At 42.7% G+C, this 25,125-nt stretch carries 25 protein-coding genes; 3 read left to right on the top strand and 22 right to left on the bottom strand.

What is annotated here, in order from left to right; genetic code table 11:
- Window positions 1–66: 66 nt before the first annotated feature.
- The 15 genes from MHN30_RS07355 to MHN30_RS07425 form a co-directional block, all read right to left on the bottom strand.
- Complete coding sequence (locus MHN30_RS07355; protein WP_130127424.1) at window positions 67–543, bottom strand: hypothetical protein; 477 nt, start codon at window positions 541–543, stop codon at window positions 67–69.
- A 144-nt stretch (window positions 544–687) separates the two neighbouring features.
- Window positions 688–963 carry an HU family DNA-binding protein gene (locus tag MHN30_RS07360; RefSeq protein ID WP_010377204.1) on the bottom strand — a complete coding sequence of 92 codons (276 nt, stop codon included), beginning with the start codon at window positions 961–963 and terminating at the stop codon, window positions 688–690.
- Between the two features lie 154 nt (window positions 964–1,117).
- Window positions 1,118–1,642 carry a DUF2878 family protein gene (locus MHN30_RS07365; RefSeq protein WP_239359105.1) on the bottom strand — a complete coding sequence of 175 codons (525 nt, stop codon included), beginning with the start codon at window positions 1,640–1,642 and terminating at the stop codon, window positions 1,118–1,120.
- Window positions 1,614–2,876, bottom strand: a complete 1,263-nt coding sequence (locus tag MHN30_RS07370) for a cyclopropane-fatty-acyl-phospholipid synthase family protein (RefSeq protein WP_239359106.1) — start codon at window positions 2,874–2,876, stop codon at window positions 1,614–1,616. Before MHN30_RS07370 ends, MHN30_RS07365 begins: the two co-directional genes overlap by 29 nt.
- Window position 2,877: 1 nt before the next feature.
- A complete protein-coding gene (locus MHN30_RS07375) occupies window positions 2,878–3,609 on the bottom strand; it encodes a DUF1365 domain-containing protein (RefSeq protein WP_275446561.1) in 732 nt (243 codons plus the stop codon).
- Window positions 3,606–4,859: an FAD-dependent oxidoreductase gene (locus MHN30_RS07380; protein ID WP_239359107.1), complete on the bottom strand. Its 1,254-nt coding sequence runs from the start codon at window positions 4,857–4,859 to the stop codon at window positions 3,606–3,608. Before MHN30_RS07380 ends, MHN30_RS07375 begins: the two co-directional genes overlap by 4 nt.
- Window positions 4,852–5,568 (bottom strand): SDR family NAD(P)-dependent oxidoreductase, encoded by a 717-nt coding sequence (locus MHN30_RS07385; protein ID WP_130165525.1) that lies wholly within the window; start codon window positions 5,566–5,568, stop codon window positions 4,852–4,854. The genes MHN30_RS07380 and MHN30_RS07385 overlap by 8 nt, the downstream gene beginning before the upstream one ends.
- A complete protein-coding gene (locus MHN30_RS07390) occupies window positions 5,565–5,990 on the bottom strand; it encodes a nuclear transport factor 2 family protein (RefSeq protein ID WP_130165526.1) in 426 nt (141 codons plus the stop codon). The genes MHN30_RS07385 and MHN30_RS07390 overlap by 4 nt, the downstream gene beginning before the upstream one ends.
- A gap of 6 nt (window positions 5,991–5,996) precedes the next feature.
- A complete protein-coding gene (gene phrB / locus MHN30_RS07395) occupies window positions 5,997–7,376 on the bottom strand; it encodes a deoxyribodipyrimidine photo-lyase (protein WP_130165527.1) in 1,380 nt (459 codons plus the stop codon).
- Window positions 7,377–7,378: 2 nt separating this feature from the next.
- Complete coding sequence (locus MHN30_RS07400) at window positions 7,379–8,338, bottom strand: DUF523 and DUF1722 domain-containing protein (protein ID WP_130165528.1); 960 nt, start codon at window positions 8,336–8,338, stop codon at window positions 7,379–7,381.
- 15 nt (window positions 8,339–8,353) lie between these two features.
- Window positions 8,354–9,004, bottom strand: a complete 651-nt coding sequence (locus MHN30_RS07405; protein ID WP_130165529.1) for a ChrR family anti-sigma-E factor — start codon at window positions 9,002–9,004, stop codon at window positions 8,354–8,356.
- Window positions 9,001–9,621, bottom strand: coding sequence for a sigma-70 family RNA polymerase sigma factor (locus MHN30_RS07410; protein ID WP_039495233.1), 621 nt, complete (start codon window positions 9,619–9,621; stop codon window positions 9,001–9,003). The genes MHN30_RS07405 and MHN30_RS07410 overlap by 4 nt, the downstream gene beginning before the upstream one ends.
- 60 nt (window positions 9,622–9,681) lie before the next feature.
- Complete coding sequence (locus MHN30_RS07415) at window positions 9,682–10,254, bottom strand: LON peptidase substrate-binding domain-containing protein (RefSeq protein WP_069019219.1); 573 nt, start codon at window positions 10,252–10,254, stop codon at window positions 9,682–9,684.
- 80 nt (window positions 10,255–10,334) lie between these two features.
- Window positions 10,335–10,655, bottom strand: coding sequence for an MGMT family protein (locus MHN30_RS07420; RefSeq protein WP_130165530.1), 321 nt, complete (start codon window positions 10,653–10,655; stop codon window positions 10,335–10,337).
- Entirely contained in the window at window positions 10,621–11,535 is a 915-nt protein-coding gene (locus MHN30_RS07425; RefSeq protein ID WP_239359108.1) for a LysR family transcriptional regulator, read from the bottom strand. Before MHN30_RS07425 ends, MHN30_RS07420 begins: the two co-directional genes overlap by 35 nt.
- Before the next feature lie 100 nt (window positions 11,536–11,635).
- Between MHN30_RS07425 and MHN30_RS07430 the strand changes: the two genes are divergently transcribed.
- Complete coding sequence (locus MHN30_RS07430; protein WP_045988555.1) at window positions 11,636–12,715, top strand: efflux RND transporter periplasmic adaptor subunit; 1,080 nt, start codon at window positions 11,636–11,638, stop codon at window positions 12,713–12,715.
- A 1-nt stretch (window position 12,716) separates the two neighbouring features.
- A complete protein-coding gene (locus MHN30_RS07435) occupies window positions 12,717–15,782 on the top strand; it encodes an efflux RND transporter permease subunit (RefSeq protein WP_222244805.1) in 3,066 nt (1,021 codons plus the stop codon).
- Between the two features lie 82 nt (window positions 15,783–15,864).
- Here the strand turns inward: MHN30_RS07435 and rnd are convergent, their stop codons facing one another.
- The 3 genes from rnd to MHN30_RS07450 form a co-directional block, all read right to left on the bottom strand.
- Window positions 15,865–16,995, bottom strand: a complete 1,131-nt coding sequence (rnd, locus tag MHN30_RS07440; RefSeq protein ID WP_130165533.1) for a ribonuclease D — start codon at window positions 16,993–16,995, stop codon at window positions 15,865–15,867.
- A gap of 77 nt (window positions 16,996–17,072) precedes the next feature.
- Window positions 17,073–18,725, bottom strand: coding sequence for a long-chain-fatty-acid--CoA ligase FadD (gene fadD / locus MHN30_RS07445; protein ID WP_045988558.1), 1,653 nt, complete (start codon window positions 18,723–18,725; stop codon window positions 17,073–17,075).
- Between the two features lie 192 nt (window positions 18,726–18,917).
- Entirely contained in the window at window positions 18,918–19,790 is an 873-nt protein-coding gene (locus MHN30_RS07450; RefSeq protein ID WP_239359109.1) for an alpha/beta hydrolase, read from the bottom strand.
- A gap of 188 nt (window positions 19,791–19,978) precedes the next feature.
- On the opposite strand from MHN30_RS07450, the gene MHN30_RS07455 reads away from it, so the two are divergent.
- A complete protein-coding gene (locus tag MHN30_RS07455) occupies window positions 19,979–21,271 on the top strand; it encodes an alkaline phosphatase (RefSeq protein ID WP_130165535.1) in 1,293 nt (430 codons plus the stop codon).
- Between the two features lie 77 nt (window positions 21,272–21,348).
- On the opposite strand, the gene MHN30_RS07460 is transcribed toward MHN30_RS07455, so the two are convergent.
- The 4 genes from MHN30_RS07460 to MHN30_RS07475 form a co-directional block, all read right to left on the bottom strand.
- On the bottom strand, window positions 21,349–21,645 hold the full coding sequence (locus MHN30_RS07460; RefSeq protein ID WP_017216823.1) for a hypothetical protein: 297 nt from the start codon (window positions 21,643–21,645) through the stop codon (window positions 21,349–21,351).
- Window positions 21,646–21,689: 44 nt separating this feature from the next.
- Window positions 21,690–22,376: a tRNA (adenosine(37)-N6)-threonylcarbamoyltransferase complex dimerization subunit type 1 TsaB gene (gene tsaB / locus MHN30_RS07465; RefSeq protein WP_010605467.1), complete on the bottom strand. Its 687-nt coding sequence runs from the start codon at window positions 22,374–22,376 to the stop codon at window positions 21,690–21,692.
- Window positions 22,366–24,204 (bottom strand): ATP-dependent DNA helicase, encoded by a 1,839-nt coding sequence (locus tag MHN30_RS07470; protein ID WP_239359166.1) that lies wholly within the window; start codon window positions 24,202–24,204, stop codon window positions 22,366–22,368. Before MHN30_RS07470 ends, tsaB begins: the two co-directional genes overlap by 11 nt.
- A gap of 334 nt (window positions 24,205–24,538) precedes the next feature.
- Window positions 24,539–24,883 (bottom strand): hypothetical protein, encoded by a 345-nt coding sequence (locus MHN30_RS07475; RefSeq protein ID WP_039495260.1) that lies wholly within the window; start codon window positions 24,881–24,883, stop codon window positions 24,539–24,541.
- Between the last annotated feature and the right edge of the window lie 242 nt (window positions 24,884–25,125).

Here is a 25,125-nt window from a genome sequence, read left to right on the forward strand (position 1 = left end):
CATACAGACGTTAGGTGCTGGTATCAAAAACTACTATTTGGGTGCTTTATTGGTAGTCGATAATGATTAAGAGGCGAAGTTGAGACTGCCTTTGAAGGTTAAGTTTGCCGGCTTACAGTTGTCGATAAAGCCATTATTTGGCCGAGTATCACACATATACCAAGGTACAGGTTTAGGTCTATTTATGTCATAGACTGAGGCCGGTATATATTTTTCTGCTGCAAGCTCAAATACAAGCGCATATTCGGCTTGTTGTTTAGGATGCAGAAAATAACTAGGGTGGCTAGTACGCTCACGTTCCGGCAATAAGCCCTTTTCGTGATGCGTGGTTTCACCACTGAGCTTTATTGGACTCGCAGGACTTGGTTTACTGGGTAACTGATTGGCGTCAGCGAGGCCCTTTTGGGTGATGTTTTCGAAGCTTGTGCTGTGTGTATCGGGAGTATGGGATAAGTGAGTATCAGGCGTTCCTGTCGCGCACGCAGCAGCTACCCATAACAACATGAGTAATGACATAACGGCGAAAAGGTTAAAACGCTTCATGAAAACTGATTAAACAACTTATTAGATAAAAATACGAGATTGGGGCGATAGTAGCAAATTCAAGATAGCGCTATCAATTATAATGAATATGAGAGGCATAAAAAAACCTCCAACTTGGGAGGTTTTTCTTGTCCAGCGAGTGGATTAAGGATTTACTTGGTCTTTTAGGCCTTTACCTGCTTTGAACGAAGGAATGTTCGCAGCTGGGATTTGGATTTCAGCGCCAGTTTGTGGGTTACGACCAGTACGCGCAGCGCGCTCTTTTACTGAGAATGTGCCAAAACCAACTAAAGCAACAGAACCGCCATCTTTTAGTGTGTTAGTTACTGCGCCAGTAAACGCTTCTAAAGCACGGGTTGCCGCTGCTTTTGAAATCTCTGCGTCTGCCGCCATCTTTTCAACTAGTTGAGCTTTATTCATTATTAGATTCCTATAACTTTATAATTTGCCTAAGCAAAACCTATGTTTATGCATTTTGCGTTTATGTGCAACCCCAAAATTGCGAAATTCGACGAAATATTTATTATTTTATTGCGTTTCGCCCCGGATCCTGTGGGTTTGTAATCAAACGCTATCAATTTGCTGGCAACTGCGCAAGCTTTGTACCCCATAAAATGCGATTAAAACTCACTATCAGGTAGAATCCCACACTCCACAGCGCGCCAAATGCTGGCCAAAAAATGTACCAAGGCATTGAGATAGAAACTACGTCAAAGTTAGCTGCACCAAGATAGCTAGGTGGCGCGCAGACCAAAAATACCACTAATAATATCGGCGCCTTGAGTGTTAATAGTTTGGAAAGTGCATTATTTATTGTCAGCACCAATGCTATCCACAAAACCCAGAGCCAAAGCGGAAGTAATTCACTACCTTGGTAATTGATGAGCTGAGTTTTGACCGCAATCAATTCAATGCTTATTCCTATGGCGGAACCTACGAGTGCAAGCAGCAAATTGAGACGCTTATTTTGGTGCCCTGCGAGCATGACGAGACAGCCTAGCAACATCAACCAAAGCGCGTCTGCTTGAAAAAATAATGCAGAAAACCAAATACTTTGGAAGAGTAGCGCGTTAGTAATCCAATGTTTGAGTACAGACATTTGACTGGTATCTTGGTTTTCTGGCGACTAAATGCACGGCACTGGTTGCTCTTTGTTTAAATGCCCCTTCGCAGTAGCATAAATAAAATTGCCAAAGGCGATAAAAGCGTTCATCGAAACGTTTACCATCAAGCGAAGGCCATGCTTTTTCAAACCGAACACGCCAATCGTATAGCGTTCTGGCATAGTGCAGACCGATATCATGAAGTTCATGGATAACCATATCGGTGGAATTTACAATTTGCTTGCTCATTTCACTCACGGAAGGAAGACAACCACCAGGGAAAATGTACTGCTGAATGAAATCCGATTGCTTGAGGTAATGTTGATAACGTTGGCAGGCGATGGTAATGGCCTGAATCAGCATTGCGCCTGTCGGTTTTAGCAAGTCGTTGCATTTGGTAAAAAAGCCAGATAAATACGCGTGTCCAACCGCTTCAATCATTTCGATAGACACCAGCTTGTCGTACTGGCCGTCCAATTCGCGGTAATCTTGTTTTAGTAGTGTGATGTGCTGCTGCAGCCCTTCTTTTTCAATCAGTGCTTTTACGTACGCATGCTGCTCTTCTGAAATAGTTGTCGTGGTTATATGGCAGCCGTAGTGTTTTGCAGCATAAACTGCAAATGCGCCCCACCCGGTGCCAATCTCAACAACTTTGTCGGTTGGCTGCAGATCCAAGCGCTCACAGATTGCGGCTAACTTGTGTTGCTGCGCTTCTTCAAGCGATGCCTCCTTTGAGGGATACACTGCGCTAGAGTACAGCATTTCTTCACTTAAAAATGATTCATAAAGGTCGTTCCCAAGGTCGTAGTGGGCGACAATGTTACGCTTTGAGCCTTGTTTTGAGTTTTTGTTTTTTAAATGTTTTACCTTATTCACAATGCCGGAGAAAAATGCAAACTTATTTTCAAAGGCATCCAGCTGAGCTTGGTTTAGGACGAAGATCTCAATCAGTTTGGTTAAATCCGAACAACTCCAATGACCAAGAATGTAAGATTCGCCTGCTCCGACACTGCCGCCAAGTGCAAATAGCTTATACATTTGCGCTGAATGAACTTGAATATCAACGCTTAGGCTTGTTTCTGACTCACCAAAACAGTATTTTTGGTCGCCTTCGACAAGTACCACTTTTCCGATTTCTAAGGTATTCAACGCGCCAAAGACGAGCTTTTTGTACACTCTATCGAATGTAGAAAGCGAAATTGATGAGGATATTGTCGTGGTATTTTCCATCTTATACTCTTCCGGGGTGCCCAACAAAAGGCACTTTTTTTAAAAATAACTTCAACGCTTGCCAGTAGATACCTTTAGCTATGCTCCATGTCATTGCAGGAAACCGCTTGAGCAATTGATTAATATTTGCTTCATTGAGCTCCTGCTTTTTGAGCGTCATCGTGGCATCAAATAGCAATTCGTCACCTTTTCTGTTTTCAATATGGATTAGCGTATTGCTACCGGGTGGCTTCACTTTCCAATGGTAGTGCATATCCAAATTCATAAAAGGTGATACGTGAAATTGCTTTTTAAAGTTCACTTCTTTATTTAATTCAACTAAATAAAAATGACGCTCGTTCCAAGGCGTATTACTTACTTCAGCGAGCATATGGCTAAAACCGGCACCCTTTTCGTCTTCAAAAAAGTAGAAATTAACCGGGCTGAAGTAAAAGCCTAAACAGCGTATTTGCGCCATTAAATATACTTTTGTTTGTGAAGAAACGGGTTTGCCTAACGCATTTGACTTAGCACGTGCGCGCTCAACCAAGCTTTCGCCTTCTGTGAGGATATAGTCAGCTTGATTGAATTTAAGCAGTTTTAAGCCGGATGTACCAAGCTTTGACGAAATACTATTGAGTGCGTCGAGCTCACTTAAATCTAGCCACATCATATACATGGGGTAAGAAAAAGCATGCCCGGCATGAGCGAATCGCCGATGCCGAACTTTACCAATCAGTATTGCACTGTTCAAAATGAGATACCCAATTGCTCGGCCACATCTACCGCACTTTTTACCCCATCTTCATGAAAACCGTTGAACCAGTACGCACCACAAAAATAGCTATGGTGTTTACCATCAATATAGGCTTTACGTTTTTGAGCCGCAATACTGGTGGTATTGAAAACCGGATGATGATAGACAAAGCGGCGGATCACTTTGTCTTCAGCTATCCCTTCATCGTGATTTAACGTGACACAGTATTGATGTTTAGCGTCAAACCCTTGTAGTATGTTCATTTGGTAGGTGACAACAGCGGCTTTGTCCGTCGCTTCGTTTAATAAATAGTTCCAACTGGCCCACGCCAGCGGACGCTTTGGCAATAAACGGGTGTCAGTGTGCAGCACCACTGAGTTTGCAGTATAAGGAATTGCACCAAGTATCGCTTGTTCATCACTCGACGGGGTATTTAGTAATGCTAAAGCCTGATCGCTATGACATGCAAAGACGACTTTATCGAAGTACTCATTACTGCCATCTTTGAAGATAATGGTCACACCAGACTCATCACGAACCACTGTTTCGATGTCGGCATTAAGCACAATATTGTCTTTAAATTCTGCCACCAATGGCTGAATGTATTCCCTGGAACCACCTGGGATAACATACCATTGAGGGCGGTTTGTGATGTCCAAGAGCCCATGGTTGAAGAAGAACTGGACAAAGAATTTAGCTTCAAAATCGAGCATTTCTTTGATACTGGTTGACCAGATAGCGGCGCCCATCGGCAAGATGTAGTGCAGCTTAAAAAACGCATTAAAATGGTGTTGCTGTAACAGTTTGCCAAGCGTTTCAACACCTCGATAGTCGTCTTTTTCATATAATGACTTACAAAGGCCATTAAAACGCACAATATCCTTTAGTAATCGCCAGAAAGTTGGTCTCAATAGGTTACGTTTTTGTGCGAATAGCGTGCGGAGTGAATGGCCATTGTATTCAAACTTCGATTGGCTGTTGTGAACACTAAAGCTCATTTCAGTTTCTTTGCGACTAACACCAATTTCAGCCAGCAATTTTTCAAACTTTGGATAGGTTCTGTCGTTAAATACGATAAAACCGGTATCAACCGCGAGCTTTTCACCTTGGTATTCAACATCAATAGTTGCCGTATGTCCGCCAATATAATCATTTTTTTCAAAGACTTTCACGTCATGTTGACGACTTAACAGGTATGCTGCGGTCATACCTGAAATACCGCTTCCAATTATTGCAATTTTAGCCACGGGCTATCCTTTTTGCGAGAGGTAACCACAACGAAAACGGCAGTAACCTGAGAAGTTTTAAAAATAGAGTAAACCTTTTTGGGAAATGTATTTCTTTACTACGCTTTTCTATTCCTTTGCTAATGTAACCCACGGCCTCATCGACACTTACAATAAATGGCATCGGAAAGTCGTTTTTATCTGTCAACGGCGTTTCAACAAAGCCTGGGTGAACTAGGGTTACATCAATGTCTTTTAATGTTGCTGTCAGGGTGCGCGCTAAATAGCTGACAGCCGCTTTCGACGCACCATACGCTTCGGCGCGAGGCAAAGGTAAAAATGCACTGCTGGAGCTTACTATACAAAGTTGCCCGCCTGTATTCATTTTTGGCAGTAAAACGTCTAGGCAGTGGCCGATTGAGATGACGTTTATATGCATTACTCGCTCAAACAGATGGCCGTCAAATTGGTTGGGATTATCGATATACTCACAACCACCAGCGTTGAGGATCACAAGATCCAAGCCGTCAATATCTTTGAAGTTATCTTCTATCTCTTCGCGGTTTGTTAAATCAAATGCTTTGCTCTTTGCACCTACGCTGCTTTCTAATTCGTCTAACACTTCTTGGTTGCGGCCACAAGCTGTTACTTGATGTGACTGCTTTGCATAAAATTCAGCAAGACCTTTACCTATCCCTGATGTTGCGCCAGTAACTAAGATGTTGCTCATGCCGTGATCCTTTTATCCAATAGCCGAATAACACCACCGAGTAGTGGGACTTGGCGATACAGCATTTGCGCACTGTCAAAGTAATCCCGATGTTGCGCCACTTTTTCGCCAATAAAACTCAAACGACTATGACCATCGACTTCTATGGGCTTACCGCCATTTAGCTTGGGGTGTTGATAGGACATGGTCCAGTAGATAAAGCTGACGTCATCAACCTGATAAGCGTTCGTAACAAGAAATTCGATTTCAGAGACATTTTCATATAACCCTTGAAAATAACTCGTTAGCGCATCAAGTCCTTGAATTTTATGTAAAGGGTCTACGAAACTGATGTCCTCAGTGTAAATTGAAGCCAATTTACCGAGACAGTATTTGTCTATTTCATTATAAATTGCCACGAATCGCTGCGTTCTGTGATCCATACCTATTTACACCTTAAATGCGTCAAGTGCTCTTGCCCTTGCTTCTTTATGATCAACCAGCGGCTTTATATAGCCGTCCTTTCCACCAAATGCCGCTAAATAGTCATGGGGAAAATGAATATGCTTTGCTGGAACATTTTTCAATTCAGGCACATATGTACGAATAAAGGAACCATCGGGATCAAACTTTTCGCTCTGCGTGATGGGATTAAAAATACGAAAATAAGGCTGCGCGTCACACCCTGTACTTGCAGCCCACTGCCAGCCACCATTATTACTGGCAAGGTCGCCATCTATTAACTTTGACATAAAATAGGCTTCGCCTTCACGCCAGTCGATGAGCAAGTGTTTGGTTAAAAAGCTGGCAACAATCATACGTAGCCGATTGTGCATCCAGCCAGTTTTATTGAGCTGACGCATTGCCGCATCGACAATCGGATAGCCAGTTTGACCATTACACCAGAGCTCAAAAGCTTGGCTGTCGTCACGCCACCTAACCGCGTTATATTTATCGTTGAAATTAAAACCTTTACATAAACGCGGAAAAGCGACGATAAGATGGCGATAAAACTCACGCCAAATGAGTTCGTTCACCCAACAAAACTCTGGCTTACTTGGGTTTTCAAGCACTTCAGGGTAATGAAGTTGGATCTGTGCGATGAGCTGCTTGGGTGACACAATGCCTAATGCCAAGTATGGACTGAGCCCCGAAGTTCCTTTGATTGCAGGGAAATCACGGTCATCTTGGTAGTCTGCTAGTTTGTCCTTAATAAAACGATTTACAATCGTGACAATGGCATTATCATCCACTGGCCACTTTTCAGATTTATTGGTCATCTTGAAGAAAGTTGGCTTTTTGAAGTTTGCCTCATGTTGTTTGTCCAGTGGCCAGCTAGAGAAGTGAAATTGCTGCCCCACAAAACATTTTAACCATGCTTTTTTAAAGGGGGTAAACACCTTGAACATCTCACCGGAGCCCGTAAGCACTGAGCCCGGTTTGGCAACGAGATCGCCATCGAATAATTTTAACGAGATCACAGTTTCACACGCTTCATCGCGCGCCACTTCATTTACTTCATATTCTTTATTTGCATATAAGCAATCAATGCCTTTATCGTCACAAACAACTTGAAGCTGCGCCGGCAGCTCAGCGAATGTGCTCGCTTCAATGATATGTAGCCTAATGCCAAATTCACTAAGCTGACTGCCAAGCTCAAGTAATCTGCGCTCAAGTAGGTCGAGCTGAATACTGGCCACGTTGTGTGACTGCCACTGTGACTTGCAATAAAAAAAGAGCGCATCGCGTGCGCCCTCATTCACGGCTTCAATCAAAGCCTCGTTGCCGTAAACCCTGAGGTCACGGCGAAACCAAAAAGCTGTTTTCATTACTAAATTCCGAATCTTAAACGCAGTTCGTTGGGGTATGGGTCAAAGTACACTTGGCTTTGCAAATACGCTTTAGGATGCACGGTGAGATGATGCTTGAGCAAAGTCAACGGTACATATAAAGGTACAATACCTTTGCGATATTGATCTATTGCGCCGCACATCTCTTGCTTCTCGATACTGGAAAGCTCGTTCTTAAAATATCCCTGTAGATGCGTTAACGTGTTTGCTTGATTTTTGCGATTGGCAGGCTTGCTCAGTGCTGACATCAAACCACTGATATATTTATGTTTCAGCGTCTCTCTATCCAATTGTTTGCCATCACCGAGTAGACGCCCTAAATCTTTATAGGCTTGGTAATTATGGCTCATCAACAGATATTTGTGCTTGGCGTGAAAATTCGTCAGCTCGTGTAGACCGATGTTTTCCGATTGAGTTAGTTCCTGCCAGTTTTTATAAACAAATACCCGCATTACGAAGTTTTCTCTGAGATGCATGTCATTCAATCTGCCATTTTCCTCGCAAGGTAAAAGCGGATTGTGTTTTATGATTTGCTCAGCAAAAATACCAATACCCTCAGATGTATTACCAGTTCCTGCTTCGTTATAAACCTTAACACGCTCCATTCCGCAGCTTGGGCTTTTGGCACAAAACACAAAGCCGGAAAGGCTTTGTGTCTGTGAGGTTGCAACCTTTTCGCCAAACTCCTTAAGCTTTGGTGCGACATCTTCTTTACCGTCGGGACGACTAACTTTGATAATGTCGCCTACACGGATCTGTCTGATGGTTGGTCTTGGAATTGGCATGCCTATCGCAACTTCCGGGCAAAAGCGCACATACTCAACATGTTCGGCGAATTCATCCATACAAAAGTTTGAACGCTTGTGGCCTGAATCAAATCGTACTTTGTCTCCAGCCAAACACGCGCTAATGCCAATTTTTATTGGTGATGAAAATTTCATTTCGCAACTATTCCTTTAATAAATCAACTTACCAATTGGGTTTAACAGCTTACTTAACCCTTTATTAAAGTGTAGTGCACTGCTTACCACGGTAAAGCAAAGGCAGCCTTCTTTTGTGCGCGGAGAATGATTATGTTTGCCGTCTTGCCAAATAAAGTCGCCCGGTACGTATTCCCCAGCTTCATCTGCAAAATCGCCGTCAAGTAACAAGGTGATTTCAAAGCCCGTGTGGGTGTGCTCTGGAATTTCCCCTTCCGCACCAATTTGTAGAAGACTTGAGCGTAAGTCGCCATCTTCTAGCAATAACCGAGAGCGGGCGACTTTACCTACACCTGAAAATTTGGTGCGATCGATATTCGCAATAGCCCTAGGTAATTGAACATCCCTACCCTGATAGTTAAAAGTGGGTTGGATATACTCCTTAACTTCGTCTATTTCGTCATCCAGTGTTATCGCTTGCATCATCGCCTCAAAATCACAGCTTAGTGAAGATTCGCTGCCTCCTCCAAGCTGAACATTCGCTTCTTGCGCTTCAAGCTGTTGGGTCTTTTTCTGGCAACAAGGACATAGTTCGACATGTGCTGCAATTGCGACACTGATACTTGCAGGCAAATTACCTTCAACAAATTGGCTTAATAATGAATCATTAGGGTGATGCTTAATCATGCTTGATCTCCCATTTCTGCGCGAAGTTTTTGTAAAGCAAGTCGTAAACGTGACTTAACTGTCCCGACAGGTATATTAAGATGCTCTGCCAATTGTTCTTGAGACATTTCTTGAAAGTACACGCCTTTGACTATGTCTCGTTGTGCTGGCGGCAACTTATTGATGTATTTTTGAATTTGCGCCGTTTGCAAGTGATCTTGAAAACCGTCGTCGTCAGCCTGCGAGTCTTGAATTATCGGCCAGATGTCTTCACTGATGTGTTCTTCTTTATTACTCTTCATCTTACGCAGTGCATCGAACGACGCGTTACGCATTACGGTATAGATCCACGTTGTGGCTGCGCCTTTGTCATGATGATAAAGATGTGCTTTACGCCACACTGACGTCATCGTGTCTTGTACGAGCTCCATCGCTTGGGCGTCATTACCAAATTGTTTCACACCAAAGCGCCTGATTTTTGGCGCAAAGTACTCAAACAAGAACGCAAAAGCTTTGCGATCTCGTTTTTCTGCAACCTTAACTAAAGCGTCCGATAACGCTTGAGAGGGAGTTTCTTGCACTGCTTTGCGAGTTCCTGACTGAACGTTGCAATCGATAGATTGCTGTTGGCCTAACATAGCTCACCTTCCAATTTATAATTATAAGCTGTAATACGCTGTAAAACTTGGCATGGATCACTATTTTTCATCTAATACAGTATGTAAGAACTCTGCCACCTGTTCAAATGTTTGTGCTTGTTTTATTTTCAGTTTTTGGGTCATCGAGATAGGTAAGATTTCTAGCCAACGATAAGCAACCCAAAGAGGTTGAGTAAAATGCTTGTCGCGGTACAAATCATCAAGGATTGGATTGGCGATAAAAACACTCTGAAGCTTATCAACAAGGGTTTCGTCAACTAGACTCAATGCTTCCTCGCTACATTGCCATGGCGGCCCATCAATAATGTCACAATCGCCATAACGTAAAGATTGTGAGTCTACTTCCACATTACTGATCGCGACGCGCGATAGTGCCTCAACATCAATGAGCAGCTGACCATCATCATCTTGTGAAAAGTCGACGATTTTAACGTGCACGCCTTCTTTTGACACATTGTTCGGCGTATCCGCGAGGTATGGGCATAACACAAAACCTTGCTCTGTTTTCGCGGCCTCTTTTACCATATATAAATAGCGCTGCTCAAAGATCCGCAAGCGGGTGAACCCGCCTGGAAGCAAGAATATTGGCAATGGAAATAAAGCGAGTTTCATAATTCCCGTTCAAATATACAAAAACTAACGATAATTACGACTGCCCTATTTATCTGGATCAGTTAACGCTAAATTTATAACTATTCCCAAACACAGTGTTTAGCTATCACGTTACTATTTGAGAATGTGACGCCCTCAGCTTGCAAGCGCGATTTTTGCTCTTGAAATTTACTACTGTCTTGAGGAAATGAAATACGTCGTTGGCTATTTACTACTCTGTACCAAGGTAACGCTGAATCTTGTGGTAGGTTTTTCAGCAATTGACCAACCTTTCGAGCATGTTTTGGATAACCAGCTAATCTCGCTATTTGCCCATACGACGCAACTTTTCCAAATGGGATACCACCAATTACGGTGAAGACTTTTTCAGCGAGTTCTTGCTGAGGATTGCTGCTTTTCATATTGAATATTTAACTCTTTTAATTTATCCCAAAAATATCTTGCTACTGGCCCATGGTGGGAAATATGCAAACGATACGCGTGGATCTCGGCTTCAAACTCATCCTTTCTATCAAACACCCTCACTTGTTGCAAAACACTAGACTCTAATTCTTCTCTACAAAGGTCAAGGCCGATTAGGGCATAGCCCATACCTTGCAATAAGTATCTTTTTATTGCCAGTGCGTCATCGAGTTTCATGACATTGTTACTGTTTCTGTATGCCAAGCGCTCACTGTCAAACTTGAATTTACTTTCTTTCATTGCAAGAGATGGGTATTGCGCAAGCTCCGAAAAACTAAGCTCTGGTGGCATATAGCCCGTTAATGAGACTAAGCCTAATTTTACGTGTCCAATCGGCATTGATTCTAAATCGCCAGTTGAATGAAAAAGATCAAACCAAGGGCCAATGCCAAGGTTTGCAATCCCCTGTGTGACTTGCTCAAGCGCAAAAAAACGTTTACCACTTGAGATGTTCATTTCAGTTGCGGGAAACTTAATGAAGGCATTGCCTAATACTTGATCAATCTGGTTTTGATATACGATCGGTTCGTAACAGATGTTAAAGCTTGGTTCATTACCCGCCGCGAATTCAGTCGCGAGTAATGACAAATCTCTATGATGATTAAGCAATTTTTCGGCTTCAAAATAAAATCGACGACCTTGCTCTGTTAACACATTGCGATATTTCTCACGCTCAAAAAGGGCAAATCCCAAAGATTGTTCTAATCTTTTAATTGATTGAGAGACCGCAGGCTGCGTCTTATGAAGCTTATTTGCTGCTTCGGTAAGGCTAGGCGCTTCAACAACGGTGCAAAACGCTGCTAAGTCCGAAATCTTCATAAATAAATCTTATGCAGTATAGAATGTTTTATAATTTTTATTTTATATGTAATTCCATTATTCTGCACGCATTAAAATTGACGTTGTCATGGAGAACAATATGTTAAGAGTGTTTTCTGGAATTGTGCTGGCTACCCTATTAGTGGGCTGCCAAGAGCAAGCAGAACAAGCCCCAACAGAAGCCCCTAACCGACCAGTTAAAATTCATACGGTTTCGGATCCTAATAGCAGCACGCTTCGTAGTTTCCCTGCTGAAGTGGTGGCAAACCAAGGCTCCTACCTAGCCTTTCGTGTGAATGGTGAACTTATCGAGTTTCCAGTTCTCGCAGGCCAAGATGTACAAAAAGGGCAATTGCTTGCAAAGCTTGATCCTGAAGATTTCAACCTGCAATATGAACAACGTAAAGCCCAATTTGAACTGGCTAAATCGCAGTTATCGAGAATTGAGCCGTTATTTGAAAAAGGCATAGCGACTAAAGCTGAGTTTGATAAAGCAAATGCAGACAAGCAAGTTGCGGAGTCTGCATTTAAAATTGCTAAAACAAACCTCGAATATAGCGAACTTAGAGCACCGTTTAGTGGTACTGTTGCCAAGGTATTTGTCAAAAATTACGAAAACGTCGTAGCAAAGCAAAATATTCTTCGCCTTGAAACACGCGATATGATGGATGTAGTTATTCAAGTACCTGAGCGCATCGTTGCACGTGTTGATAAAGATTCGGATTACAAACCGACCGTTGTTTTTGATGGCTACCCAAGTAAGTCTTACCCGCTTACGATTAAGGAATGGGATACGCAGGCAGACCCTGCAACCTTAACCTATAAAGTCGTATTTAGTCTTCCAATCCCCGAGGACTTTAATTTGTTCGCAGGTATGACTGGTCATGTTTACGTCGACCCAAGCAAAATTACGAACCGTGAAAATACGGCAATCATCGTACCTAACCAAGCAGTATTCTCCGATAAAAAGCAAGGCACAGAGGGAAATAGTTACGTTTGGGTATATCAAAGCGATAAACAGACCGTCACAAAACGCGAAGTCACCGTTGGCCAACTTAATCATACCGGAATTGAGGTATTGTCGGGTCTTGAACCTGGTGAAGAAATTGTTGCTGCGGGCGTGCATTACTTGCAAGAAGGCGCAAAAGTGAGACCTTGGACTAAAGAAAGAGGTCTGTAATATGAGTTTAGCCAAATGGTCAATTGAGAATAAGGTAATCAGTTGGATGTTTGCTTTGCTCCTGCTTATTGCTGGGGCGGTATCCTATTTGGGCTTAGGCCAACTAGAAGATCCTGAATTCACACTAAAAAAAGCCATGGTCGTGACCATGTATCCTGGTGCATCGCCACAACAAGTGGAAGAGGAAGTCACCTTCCCGATTGAAAATGCAATTCAGTCTCTGCCGTATGTTGATTATGTTACTTCCATTTCTTCTCCAGGTAAGTCGCAGATCACTGTTGAAATGAAGAGTAAGTACCGTAAGAAAGACTTACAACAGATCTGGGATGAGCTGCGCCGTAAAGTAAATGATCTCTCGCCGAAGCTACCGCCAGGTGTTAGGCCGCCAAGCGTTATCGACGATTTTGCTGATGTTTACGGTGAACTCTACGCGATCACCGGCGAAGGCTATTCGTATGATGAGCTAAAAGACTACGTTGACTTTTTGAAGCGCGAATTAGTGCTAGTTGAAGGTGTGAGTAAGGTTACTGTTGCGGGTGAGCAGCAAGCACAAGTGATCGTCGAAATATCAACACAAAAACTGTCACAACTTGGCATTGCGCCTAGCTACATTTTCTCGTTGTTACAAGCTCAAAATACGGTATCTAATGCGGGTAAAATACGAGTTGGAGACGAGTCTATTCGCCTGCATCCTACTGGTGAGTTTACAGACGTTGCTGAGCTAGAGGGGTTACTTATCTCAAAGCCCGGTGCCAAAGAGCTTATTTATTTGGGTGACGTGGCAAAAGTGACACGCGAATATGCGGAAGTGCCGAATCATATTACACGTTTTGATCAAAAGCGTGCCCTGCTGGTTGGGGTTTCTTTTACCTCTGGTGTAAATGTTGTTGAGGTGGGTAAAGAAATCGAACATCACTTACAGCAACTAGAATATCAGCGCCCATACGGTATTACGATCAACACGGTTTACAATCAACCAACAGAAGTAGAAACCTCGGTCGACGGTTTCATCGTTAGCCTTTTAGAGGCCGTTGCCATTGTAATTATCGTTCTGCTTATCTTTATGGGTGTAAAGAGTGGTATTTTAATCGGCGGTATTTTGCTTATTACCGTGCTCGGCACCTTTATCTTTATGAAGATATTCGCCATTGATTTACAGCGTATTTCATTAGGTGCTTTGATCATTGCACTGGGGATGCTAGTCGATAATGCCATTGTAGTGACTGAAGGCATTTTGATTAATATTAAACGGGGTCAATCTAAAGTAAAAGCTGCTGTGAACATTGTTGAACAGACAAAATGGCCACTTCTTGGCGCAACCGTTATCGGGATCACAGCTTTCGCGCCGATTGGTTTAAGCTCAGATGCCAGTGGTGAATTTGCTGGTTCTTTATTTTGGGTGTTGTTAATTTCATTGCTACTAAGCTGGGTAACGGCAATCACACTGACACCATTTTTTGCCAATATGATGTTTAAAGGACCGAAGGAAAAGTCATCAGATACCAGCGAAGAAGACGACCCCTATAAAGGTGTGATCTTCACTGTGTATAAATCCATGCTTACCTTCTGCCTTAAAAATCGCGCTATTACCATTATTTCTATGGTACTGCTATTAGTCGCTGCAGTTGTTGGCTTTAAATCAGTTAAGCAGTCCTTCTTCCCGGCTTCAAATACACCGATGTTCTATGTGGATTATTGGCATTATCAAGGTGCAGATATTCGCAGCACGGCGCAAAATGTTGAGAAAATTGAATCCTTTTTACTGGCTGATCCTATGGTTAACGAAGTAACGGCAACGATTGGTCAAGGTGCGCCTCGTTTTATGTTGACCTATTCGCCTGAAAAACAATATGACGCTTATGGTCAGTTAATTGTACGTGTAAAAGACCGAGAAGCTGTAGTGGCTATGATTGCTAAGCTTCGCGATTATGAGCTTGAAAATGAGCTAGACGGACGTCTCAAAATAAAGCGCATGGAAATTGGTCCTTCAACCGACGCAAAAATCGAGGCTAGGTTCTCGGGACCAGATCCTGTTGTGTTACGCCAACTAGCTGAAGAAGCCAAAGGTATTATCAGCCAAGACGATAAAGCGTTTAATATTCGTGATAACTGGCGACAAAGAACCAAGTTGATCCGCCCACAATTTAATGAATTGAAGGCGCGTCGTTTGGGGATCAGTAAATCTGACTTAGATCAGTTGCTACTTACTTCGGTGTCAGGTAACAAGGTAGGGTTATATCGAGATGGTACGCAACTGTTGCCTATCATTGCACGCTCTCCTGAGGAAGAGAGACTCAATGTTGAAAACCTTGGTGACTTACAAATATTCAGCCCTGTCCTTAGCGTTTACGTGCCAGTTTCACAAATCGTGGATGATTTTAGTGTCACTTGGGAAGATAGCCTGATCATGCGCCGCGACCGCAAACGTACCATCACGGTTATGGCTGATCATGACGTGATAGGTGATGAAACCCCAGCGAAGTTATTTGCAAGGGTGAAGGCGGATATCGAAGCCATTGAACTACCCCAAGGGTACGAGATGCAATGGGGCGGCGAGTATGAGTCGTCAAGCAAAGCGAAGAAAGCTATTTTTGGCTCATTACCAATCGGTTATTTAGCGATGTTTATGATCACTGTATTGCTCTTTAACTCTGTGAAAAAGCCATTAGTGATCTGGTCTACAGTACCGCTTGCTATTATTGGGGTAACGGCAGGCCTTGTATTACTACAAGCACCATTTAGCTTTATGGCGCTGCTAGGCTTGCTAAGTTTATCCGGCATGTTGATTAAAAATGGTATTGTACTGATGGATCAAATAAACATCGAAATTGACTCTGGTAAGTCCCCTTACCAAGCGGTATTTGATTCTGGTGTGAGTCGTGTAAGGCCGGTGTCTATGGCTGCTATCACAACCATATTGGGTATGATCCCGCTATTATTTGACGTGTTCTTCCAATCCATGGCGGTCACCATTATGTTCGGTCTTGGTTTTGCGACCATACTGACGTTGATTGTATTACCTGTGTTACATTGCGTGTACTTTGGTATCGAACAACCAAAAGACTAGTTGAGTATCATCCACCTTCTTCGGAAGGTGGATGTTATTATCGCTTTAGCTTTTTTCTTTCACCTTTTAATCGACAGGAGTGCTACTGCCACCAACTGTCTAACTTATCTGCAACAAGCTCAGCCCTCCAGCCTAACGCAAGATCGGGTTTCATCAGCAATTGCTTTTCTTCCGGTGACTTTTTCCACGACCAGCTGATCACCTGATTGATTTGCTTTTTCGAAGCAAACACATCAACCGGAATATCGTTAGTTTTGGCGACTTCGGCGATAACCTGTTTAATATCCTTGCACGCTGCTTTGTAACCTTTAAAGTCGATAAGCCTTCTCACGCGTTGTGGACAATCTTGTTCACTTACTTCTTTTGCTTTTTCTATACAGGCGAGAATTTCTTTACCAGAGCGATTAACTTCCATTGGCTCAACACCTGGAACATTACGTAAACTGCCCAGTGAGCTTGGACGACGTTTGGCAATTTCTACCATGTTATGTTCTTTAAGTACAAAATTTAGCGCTAAGTTCTTTTTCTCTGCCTTGGCTCTGCGCCACGCCGCAAGTTCTTTTAGAGTAGCAAGATCTCTAGGCTTAAGTTGCCACACGTTTTTGACATCGAGATAAAGTACTTCGTCTGGTTGACGGAAGCTCCTCTTTTGGGCGAGCAACTCACTCTCTTGAAGCACTATGTTAAATAGCTGCTTTTCATTTACTCGCGCTTGAATAGTCTCAAAACATGGCAGTAAATGATATACATCGGAGGCGGCGTAATCTAATTGGCTTTGAGTTAAAGGGCGGCGTAACCAATCTGTTCTGGATTCACTTTTGTCAATGTCTACGTCTCTAAGTTGCTTCACCATATTGGCAAAACCAATACAACTACCCTCACCTAACAACTGTAAAGCAAACTGGGTATCGAATATTGGTGATGGGATAAAACCTGCAAACTTTAGAAATACTTCGATATCTTCTGATGGAGAATGAAGTACTTTTAAAACACTAGTATCTGAAAACAACGTCCACAGCCTACTAAAATCGATATCGGCTAGTGGATCGATAAGGGCAAGGTGGTTACCATCAAAGATCTGTAACAGAGCAATTTCTGGGTATAAGGTGCGGCGACGCATGAATTCGGTGTCGACGGCGAGCACTTTGGCTTTCGAAATAGACAAGACAAATTCATCTAGTGCTGTTTGGCTTTCAATAACTTGATACTGCACTGTTACTCCCATGCAATTTACATAACTAGCCATATCACGCTAGTTATAAAAAAGCCGGCTAGTGCCGGCTCTATTTGTTATTCTTTTAACGCTCTACGCAGTATTTTACCAACGTTAGTCTTTGGCAGTTCATCTCTAAACTCAACTAGCTTTGGTACTTTATAGTTCGTTAGATTATCTCGGCAATGTGCAATTATATCTTTTTCTGTTAAAGATGGGTCTTTTTTAACAATAAAAACTTTAACTTGCTCACCACTAACCTCATGTGGCACGCCAACCGCTGCAACTTCTAACACGCCTTCGTGCATAGCAACGACTTCTTCGATTTCATTAGGGAAAACGTTAAAGCCAGACACTAAGATCATGTCTTTTTTACGATCAACGATGTAGAAGAAACCGTCATCATCATAAGTAGCGATATCACCCGTTGCAAACCAGCCGTCTTTTAAACATTCGGCGGTTGCGTCTGGACGGTTGTAGTAACCAGCCATCACCTGTGGCCCTTTAACACACAGCTCACCGGGCTCACCTTTAGGTGTTTCATTGCCGTTGTCATCAACTATCTTAATGTCAGTGCTTGGTGCAGGTAAACCAATAGAACCGTTGTAGGCTTCAAGATCATGTGGGCAAATAGTAACTAGCGGCGCACATTCTGTAAGGCCATAACCTTCCATCAGTTTTGACTTTGTCACTTTCTGCCAGCGCTCAGCGACAGGGCGTTGTACGGCCATACCACCACCTAAAGACATTTTCAGGGTTGAAAAGTCTAGGTCGGCAAAACCTGGTGTGTTCAACAAGCCATTAAATAACGTGTTAACACCAGTGATTGCTGTAAATGGCACCTTTGCCAGCTCTTTTACAAACGCAGGCATGTCACGCGGGTTGGTGATCAAGATATTGTGACCACCGTACTTCATAAAGGTCAAGCAGTTCGCTGTTAATGCAAAGATATGGTAAAGCGGTAGCGCCGTGATAACGACCTCTTTTCCTTTATCTAATACTTTATCTAAACAGCCAGAGACCTGCTCAAGGTTTGCTACCATGTTGCCATGAGTAAGCATCGCGCCTTTAGATACGCCAGTTGTACCGCCAGTGTATTGCAAAAAGGCAAGGTCACTTAGCGTCACATCAGGTTTCTGATATTTTGTAGGATCTGCTGCAATTACTTCTTTGAAAGGAATGGTATTTGGCAGGCTAAAGTCAGGCACCATTTTTTTGAAGTGCTTAACAACAAAGTTCACCAAGTGCTTTTTGAAGCCACCTAACATGTCACCAATTTCTGTCAGCACTACGTGCTTCACACTGGTTTTTGGTAAGGCCTGCTCCAATGTATGGGCAAAGTTTGCAAGAATAAAGATAGCTTTTGACTCGGAGTCATTTAGCTGATGCTCTAATTCGCGCACGGTGTAAAGCGGATTGACGTTTACAACGGTACAACCAGCACGTAGTACACCTAAAATGGTAACTGGGGTTTGCAACAAGTTTGGCATCATGACCGCAACTTTATCGCCACGGCCAAGTTTCAATTCATTTTGTATATAACTAGCAACTGCTTTGGTTTTTTCATCAACTTGCTGATAAGTCAGTGTCTTACCCATATTGGTGTAGGCTGGATACTGAGCATAATCTGCAAAACTTTTTTCAAATAATTCAAGCAATGAGTTGTAATGCTCTGGGTCGATAGTTTCAGGCATACCTTCTGGGTAGCGCTTAAGCCAGATTTTTTCCACTCTTAGCTCCTGTGTTCTCGTTATTTTTATATTCACCCTAAACCATAAACGATGTAAGGCACTTTAACAATTGAGCAAATACTCTAAAAACGCCATATTCCCACAATATCTGAGGATTTACAATCTAGATGCTGTTGAAACGTGGGCTTTAGCGCTCTTTGTGAACTTTGCTTTCCATGATTAGTTTATTCTTTACGCTCCTTCAGTTGTAAACGCTGTTTTGTCGCTGTTTTGGTGTGCTTCAATTAGCTTATAGCAAATTTCCGGGTTTTCCATATGGCAATGGTGGCCGCCAGGTATTTTCTCAAGCCTGAGTGAGTCGAAACAGCCCTTAAATTGACTATACTGTCTGACAATCATGTCATAGCCTTGTTCCGCTAACACCAATAAGGTTGGAATGGATATCCCATTGAGCGCCGACTTTGCTTGAGAGATGGAATACCTAAATCCAGAGTGATGCTTTAGTCGGGGATCCAATCTAAGTTGCACGCCATCAGGATGCGGCTGGGTATTTCTTGTCACAAGCAGCGCTGCTATTTCTACCGAAACATCACTGATTTTACTGCGCAGTTGCGTAAGTGTATTTATATCAGGATAAACCCGTGGTTCAGATTGTTTTAATTTATCTCGGGAATTAAACGCATTAATGAGCTGGGTTTTGGTATCACTCTCTGAGGTACTCACAATCCCTATTCCCTCGATTAGTACCAACGATAAACAACGTGTTGGATAGCAGCTTGCAAACAAGTTAGCTATCATTGCCCCCATAGAATGGCCAACAATATGGCACGTTTTGATCTGTGCTAAATCTAAAAAGCACTTTAAGTCATAGACATAATCGATAAAGTAATAAAAGGCGTCGGCACTTTTCCAATCTGAGTGTCCATGACCTGCTAAGTCAAGTGCGATATGTGTGTACTGTGTATTGCAAAATGGCGCAAACGGTACAAAACTGTTGCTGTTGTCTTGCCAACCATGAAGGTAGATAACGGTTTGCTTTCCCTCTCCCCAGCTTTGGTAGGAGAATGGCCCGATTTTTTGTTCTTTTATCGCATATAGAGACATCGACGAATTCTTTTTGTGTTCATTGTACCATCATTGATTTATCATCTTACCGTGACATATTTGAACTTACTACTTTGATTTGTTGAAAATATTTTTATCGAACATCCATTCTATTATGAATGTGTTTTAAATCGATCAAATAGTAGAGAATCACATACCTCTATCACAATAAGTACACGGGAATAACAATGAATTTCAAAACTAGCCTTTTGGCCTCATTTGTTGGATTAGTATTTGCGGCTCCGACATTGGCTGCTCCAAAAAACATTATTTATATGATTGGCGACGGCATGGGGCCGGCTTACACTACGGGCTACCGTTATTTTAAAGATGACCCTTCAACGAAAGTGGTTGACCCAACGGTTTTTGACTCTATTTTGGTAGGTATGGCGCATACTTACCCAGACGACGACACGGTTGTAACAGACAGTGCTGCGGGCGCAACCGCCTTAAGTACAGGAACTAAAAGCTATAATGGCGCAATTGCGGTAGATACCCATAAAGAACATTTGGAAACGATGCTTGAAGTGGCGAAACGAAAAGGTAAAACAACCGCGCTTGTTGCAACATCGCAAATTAACCACGCAACACCTGCAAGTTTCGCGTCTCATAATGAATCACGTCGTAACTATGACGATATTGCCAATGATTACATCGACAATAAAATCGCAGGAAAATTACCCGTAGATCTTATGCTTGGTGGGGGCACTAAATACTTCATTCGTGAAGATAGAAACCTCGTTAATGAATTTAAAGATGCAGGTTATCAATACGTTGATGCTTTATCTAAGCTTGATACGCTAAATAAAATTCCTGCGATGGGTCTGTTCGCAGAAGTAGGTCTGCCATTCGCAATTGATGAAGAGCCGCAGCGCCTAACTAAAATGACTAAAACGGCATTATCATTATTGGAAAACCAGAATGATAAAGGCTTCTTCTTAATGATTGAAGGTAGTCAGATTGACTGGTGTGGACATGCCAATGATATCGCTTGTGCTATGCATGAAATGGACGACTTTGCAGAGTCAATTAAGCTGGCAAAGGCTTTTGTTGATAACAACCCAGACACTATCTTGGTGATCACAGCAGATCACTCTACCGGTGGATTAACGCTTGGTGCGAATGGTCAGTATCGCTGGGAGCGAGATGTGATCGCTAAAGTGAAAGGTTCAGCGGGCGAGATAGCAAAAGCACTCGCAAAGACAAAAGACGTTAAAGCAACATGGCAAGATCTCACAGGTCTTGAGTATGACAGTGCAACTGAGCTAAAAGTAAAAGAAGCACTATCACAAGGTCCGAAGGCGCTTAGTGTTGTCGTAAAAGAGGCAATTAGTGATGCATCTTTCACTGGTTGGACAACGGGTGGTCACACCGCTATCGATGTACAAGTGTTTGCCCATGGAAAAGGTAAAGAAGCGTTCATCGGCTCGCAAAACAATACCGCAATTGCTGATAAACTGATTGGATTTATTAAAAAGTAAAAATCTTCATCTATTATTTCAAACAAAGAAGGTCAGCATTTGCTGACCTTCTTTGTTATCGAGTCTTGGAAGAGGTATTACGCGTAAACAGAAACGCCAATCATACTTTTGATCTCATCTCGTCTTGCTTCGGTTGCAATTGCTTTGTATTCACTAATTGCTTGTCCAGTACGAAAGTTAGGGCGGTCGTAGATAGTCGAACGTTGCTGCGATTGGAACTGCTCCACCAACGCAATGCCCTTTTCACTGGTTTTGATCTGCGCGGTATTGAGCTTAGCCGTATTTCCTTCTTCAATAGCAGGGCTCACCGCCTTTTTAGGCTGTGGCTTTACTTGATATGTACCTGCTTGTTGGATGATTGAATTTAGTTTCACGGTTTAGCTCAATAAATACGAAGTGCTTGTATAAAAATACGCCTTTATTCTCGACCTGGCAACTTTTTCCACGTCACAGTATCCCTTACATATTGCGGCTGGGCGTCAGCTGCATCCACAGATAAGCCTTGTGTGAAACTATCGTCGGCTATAAACAGCATGTAATAAGCATCCGGTAACGTGATATTGTCAATGATTTCGCATTCAAGCTGTGTGGCAAGCTCTGAGAACGCTTGCCATCCTGTACCAACACCGGCCGCGCCAGTTGATGTAAAGTCGATATTTTCAGGTTTAATAACTGTTTCTTCGGTGCTTGGTTGAATAACACCACGAGTTTCGCCGTTGTATTGGCATAAGTAGATCTCACCCATACGTGCATCTATTGCCGACACTACGCTGGACTTGCCTGCTTCCATGTATGCCTGTTGCGCCATCGCCTGCAAAGTTGAAACGCCAACCAACTTAAGACCTGAAGAATAAGCTAAGCCTTGCGCAACCGCTGTACTTATTCTCACCCCAGTAAAACTGCCCGGCCCACGTCCAAACACAATGCCATCAAGCTCACTAAGCGTGATATCGGCTTCGCGTAAAATACGTTCAACTAAGGGAAGTATCTTTTGGCTATGCTGCTGTGGGCAAACCTCGAAGTGGCGAATAAACTTGCCTTCATAGTGCAATGCAATACTGAGTGCTTCGGTGGAGGCGTCTATGGCCAACAGGTTATTTTTCATTTTTATCAATATTCTCTAAAAATCGGATTGCCTTGTTTAAGTCTCTCGTGCGAGACATATCGGGCAAACTACTTAAAAACGTCTGGCCGTATTTTCTCGTAACTAAGCGATTATCGCAAATAATCAGTACGCCTTTATCGTTAGCATCACGAATTAGCCGTCCAACCCCTTGTTTCAACGCGATAACAGCTTGGGGGAGTTGTATGGCATCAAAGGGTTCTAATCCACGTATTTCAGCGTCTCGCATGCGCGCTTGCAACAAAGGGTCATCTGGTGAAGCAAATGGTAGCTTATCAATGACAACACAACTCAAAGTGTCACCTCTCACATCCACCCCCTCCCAAAAGGAGGCCGTACCAAGTAGTACGGCGTTACCGTGCCGAATAAATTGCTCTAAAATTATCCGTTTCGATGCTTGACCCTGCATAAAAATGGGATATTGCAGTGCCGTATTCAGCCCTTCGTAGACTAAATGCATCGCGCGATAACTGGTAAAGAGTAAAAATGTACGCCCTTTTGCAGCTTCAATCACCTGTTTTGCAAGCTTTACCAGCGCATGTGGCATTAAGTCGTCACGGGTTTCTGGCAAATAGCGTGGCAGGCATAGTAAAGCTTGCTGCTTATAGTTAAATGGGCTATCAACAATAAATTGTGAGGTCGGTTTGAGTCCTAAGCTACGACTAAAGTGCTCAAGGGAATTATCAACGGATAAGGTGGCTGAGGTAAATACAAAGCTTGCTTCAGTGGTTTTGACAATTTGTGCAAACTTACTTGATACATCAAGCGGCGTGATATGAATAGATAAAAAGCGCCTTGTGGTTTCGAACCAGTAACTAAATCCAGTTTGACTGGTATCAAAGGCACGTTCAAACTGATTTTTAAAGGTCATGACCTTTTCAAATGGGTGTTCTATTTTTTCACTTCTATCCAGACAAAGTTTGAGCACTTTATAGAGAAAGTCTAAGTTAGCTATCACTCGATGCATGGCATCGCAAATTGGTTTATTCGCCAGCGCTTCACGCCAATCACCACGGGCACCATCGCCACCAAATACCAAACGCAAATCGGCGACACTGGTTTCCAATTTATTGAGTGTTTTTCCTAGTTGCAACATATCTGGAATATCAGCGCGGTAGATCACCCTTAAATCGTTAATAAGCGCCTGCAAAGCTTTAGTGCTGATAGTCTCACCAAAGTAGTCACTGGCTATTTCTGGTAATTGATGTGCTTCGTCGAAGATATAGCTATCTGCGGTTGGCATTAGCTCCGCAAAACCTAAATCTTTTACGGCCATATCGGCAAAAAATAAATGATGATTGATCACCACAACATCGGCATCGACTGCCTTTAATCTTGCCTTTCGGATATAACAGTCTTCGTAGTCTGGGCACTCTTTCCCTAAACAGTTATCTGCAGTTGAGGTAACGTAGGGTAATACCTTTGCGTCTTCTTCGATACCCACACAGTCGGCTAAGTCTCCACTGTGTGTTTCAGAAGCGAACTTTGCAACCATGGCAAGTTGGTGCATAACATCTGGGTCGTCGGTTGGCACATGGCTCAAATGCTGTGATAAACGATAAGGGCAAAGGTAATTGGCCCTACCCTTTAGCAACGTGACTTTTGTCCCACTGCCAAGCACCTTTTTTAAGGTCGGCACGTCACGATGGAATAATTGCTCTTGCAAGGCCTTAGAGCCGGTTGAGACGATGACTTTACCTTTAGACTGAAAGGCAGGAATGAGATAGGCAAACGTTTTCCCCGTCCCTGTTCCTGCTTCGGCGATGCATTGTCCACCATTTTGTATGGTTTCTTCTACCGCAATAGCCATATCAATTTGGGGCTGTCTTGGTTGATAGCCTGGGAAATGCTGGGCTAAAGGCCCCGTAGAAGAGAAAGTCGTAGATACAGCCAAAGTAATGTAGTTTACAAACAGACAGGTCGCGAAATTGTATGTGGCTAAGCATCAAATCGCAACCGCTGTTTGGCAATAACTGAGTGTGGATACCAATTGAATTAATTCTCTAATCAATTTGAAGGGTGAAATAGCATATTAGCTTCGTTAAAAACTTCTCATTTAGAACAACTAAATAGCAAAATTTTTGCCTAGCTACTAAAGCTATTTCCCCGCTTCGAAATAGATCATTTACTTAATACAACTGATATTACCTGTTAAGTTGTCGTTTAACCTTAATCATACCTACCCCACAAATAATGAAATACACGAGATACAAAGCGATGCGGTTAAGCCAAGTAGGCTCTGGCGAAGGCATGATAACACGCAAATAATCGTTCAAAACCAGCATACCGACACCGACAATGATTGCTGTCAATTGAAAGTGGCGGTGATTGGCTGAAGAAATGGTAAACAAGGAAACTAGGAGCAGTACAAGGCTTAAGTAAAATGCTAAAACAGCCATGCTACCAGGTACAACACTTGGGGCTAACGCTAGCGCAGACAGACCTACAACGAGCCAACCTACGAGATTTTTTACTGATTTATACGACATGTTATTTCTCCTTAAATAAATGGTCGTTAATTTATGCAACCTTGTTTGATGTATTGAATACAAACAGAACTATCAAATGTATCGGTATCGAAACAGAACATGGCGAGTGTATCGATAATGGCACGCAAAATACAGTAAGAGTAAAGCGATAACAGCCTACATCATATTGATTGTATGAATAAAAATATAAAAAGTAAAAGCTGGTATCAAAACTGCAAATTAAGCTTACGTTAGAAAATACA

The organism is Pseudoalteromonas sp. OF7H-1 (genome assembly GCF_022347825.1).
In the GTDB taxonomy this organism is placed as follows: domain Bacteria; phylum Pseudomonadota; class Gammaproteobacteria; order Enterobacterales; family Alteromonadaceae; genus Pseudoalteromonas; species Pseudoalteromonas maricaloris.

Excerpts from the sequence above, each read along its gene's own strand:
- MHN30_RS07355 (WP_130127424.1), bottom strand. The coding sequence starts at position 543 with ATGAAGCGTTTTAACCTTTTCGCCGTTATGTCATTACTCATGTTGTTA.
- MHN30_RS07360 (WP_010377204.1), bottom strand. The coding sequence starts at position 963 with ATGAATAAAGCTCAACTAGTTGAAAAGATGGCGGCAGACGCAGAGATT.
- MHN30_RS07365 (WP_239359105.1), bottom strand. The coding sequence starts at position 1,642 with ATGTCTGTACTCAAACATTGGATTACTAACGCGCTACTCTTCCAAAGT.
- MHN30_RS07370 (WP_239359106.1), bottom strand. The coding sequence starts at position 2,876 with ATGGAAAATACCACGACAATATCCTCATCAATTTCGCTTTCTACATTC.
- MHN30_RS07385 (WP_130165525.1), bottom strand. The coding sequence starts at position 5,568 with ATGAGCAACATCTTAGTTACTGGCGCAACATCAGGGATAGGTAAAGGT.
- MHN30_RS07390 (WP_130165526.1), bottom strand. The coding sequence starts at position 5,990 with ATGGATCACAGAACGCAGCGATTCGTGGCAATTTATAATGAAATAGAC.
- phrB (WP_130165527.1), bottom strand. The coding sequence starts at position 7,376 with ATGAAAACAGCTTTTTGGTTTCGCCGTGACCTCAGGGTTTACGGCAAC.
- MHN30_RS07400 (WP_130165528.1), bottom strand. The coding sequence starts at position 8,338 with ATGAAATTTTCATCACCAATAAAAATTGGCATTAGCGCGTGTTTGGCT.
- MHN30_RS07405 (WP_130165529.1), bottom strand. The coding sequence starts at position 9,004 with ATGATTAAGCATCACCCTAATGATTCATTATTAAGCCAATTTGTTGAA.
- MHN30_RS07410 (WP_039495233.1), bottom strand. The coding sequence starts at position 9,621 with ATGTTAGGCCAACAGCAATCTATCGATTGCAACGTTCAGTCAGGAACT.
- MHN30_RS07415 (WP_069019219.1), bottom strand. The coding sequence starts at position 10,254 with ATGAAACTCGCTTTATTTCCATTGCCAATATTCTTGCTTCCAGGCGGG.
- MHN30_RS07420 (WP_130165530.1), bottom strand. The coding sequence starts at position 10,655 with ATGAAAAGCAGCAATCCTCAGCAAGAACTCGCTGAAAAAGTCTTCACC.
- MHN30_RS07425 (WP_239359108.1), bottom strand. The coding sequence starts at position 11,535 with ATGAAGATTTCGGACTTAGCAGCGTTTTGCACCGTTGTTGAAGCGCCT.
- MHN30_RS07430 (WP_045988555.1), top strand. The coding sequence starts at position 11,636 with ATGTTAAGAGTGTTTTCTGGAATTGTGCTGGCTACCCTATTAGTGGGC.
- MHN30_RS07435 (WP_222244805.1), top strand. The coding sequence starts at position 12,717 with ATGAGTTTAGCCAAATGGTCAATTGAGAATAAGGTAATCAGTTGGATG.
- MHN30_RS07450 (WP_239359109.1), bottom strand. The coding sequence starts at position 19,790 with ATGTCTCTATATGCGATAAAAGAACAAAAAATCGGGCCATTCTCCTAC.
- MHN30_RS07455 (WP_130165535.1), top strand. The coding sequence starts at position 19,979 with ATGAATTTCAAAACTAGCCTTTTGGCCTCATTTGTTGGATTAGTATTT.
- tsaB (WP_010605467.1), bottom strand. The coding sequence starts at position 22,376 with ATGAAAAATAACCTGTTGGCCATAGACGCCTCCACCGAAGCACTCAGT.
- MHN30_RS07470 (WP_239359166.1), bottom strand. The coding sequence starts at position 24,204 with ATGGCTATTGCGGTAGAAGAAACCATACAAAATGGTGGACAATGCATC.
- MHN30_RS07475 (WP_039495260.1), bottom strand. The coding sequence starts at position 24,883 with ATGTCGTATAAATCAGTAAAAAATCTCGTAGGTTGGCTCGTTGTAGGT.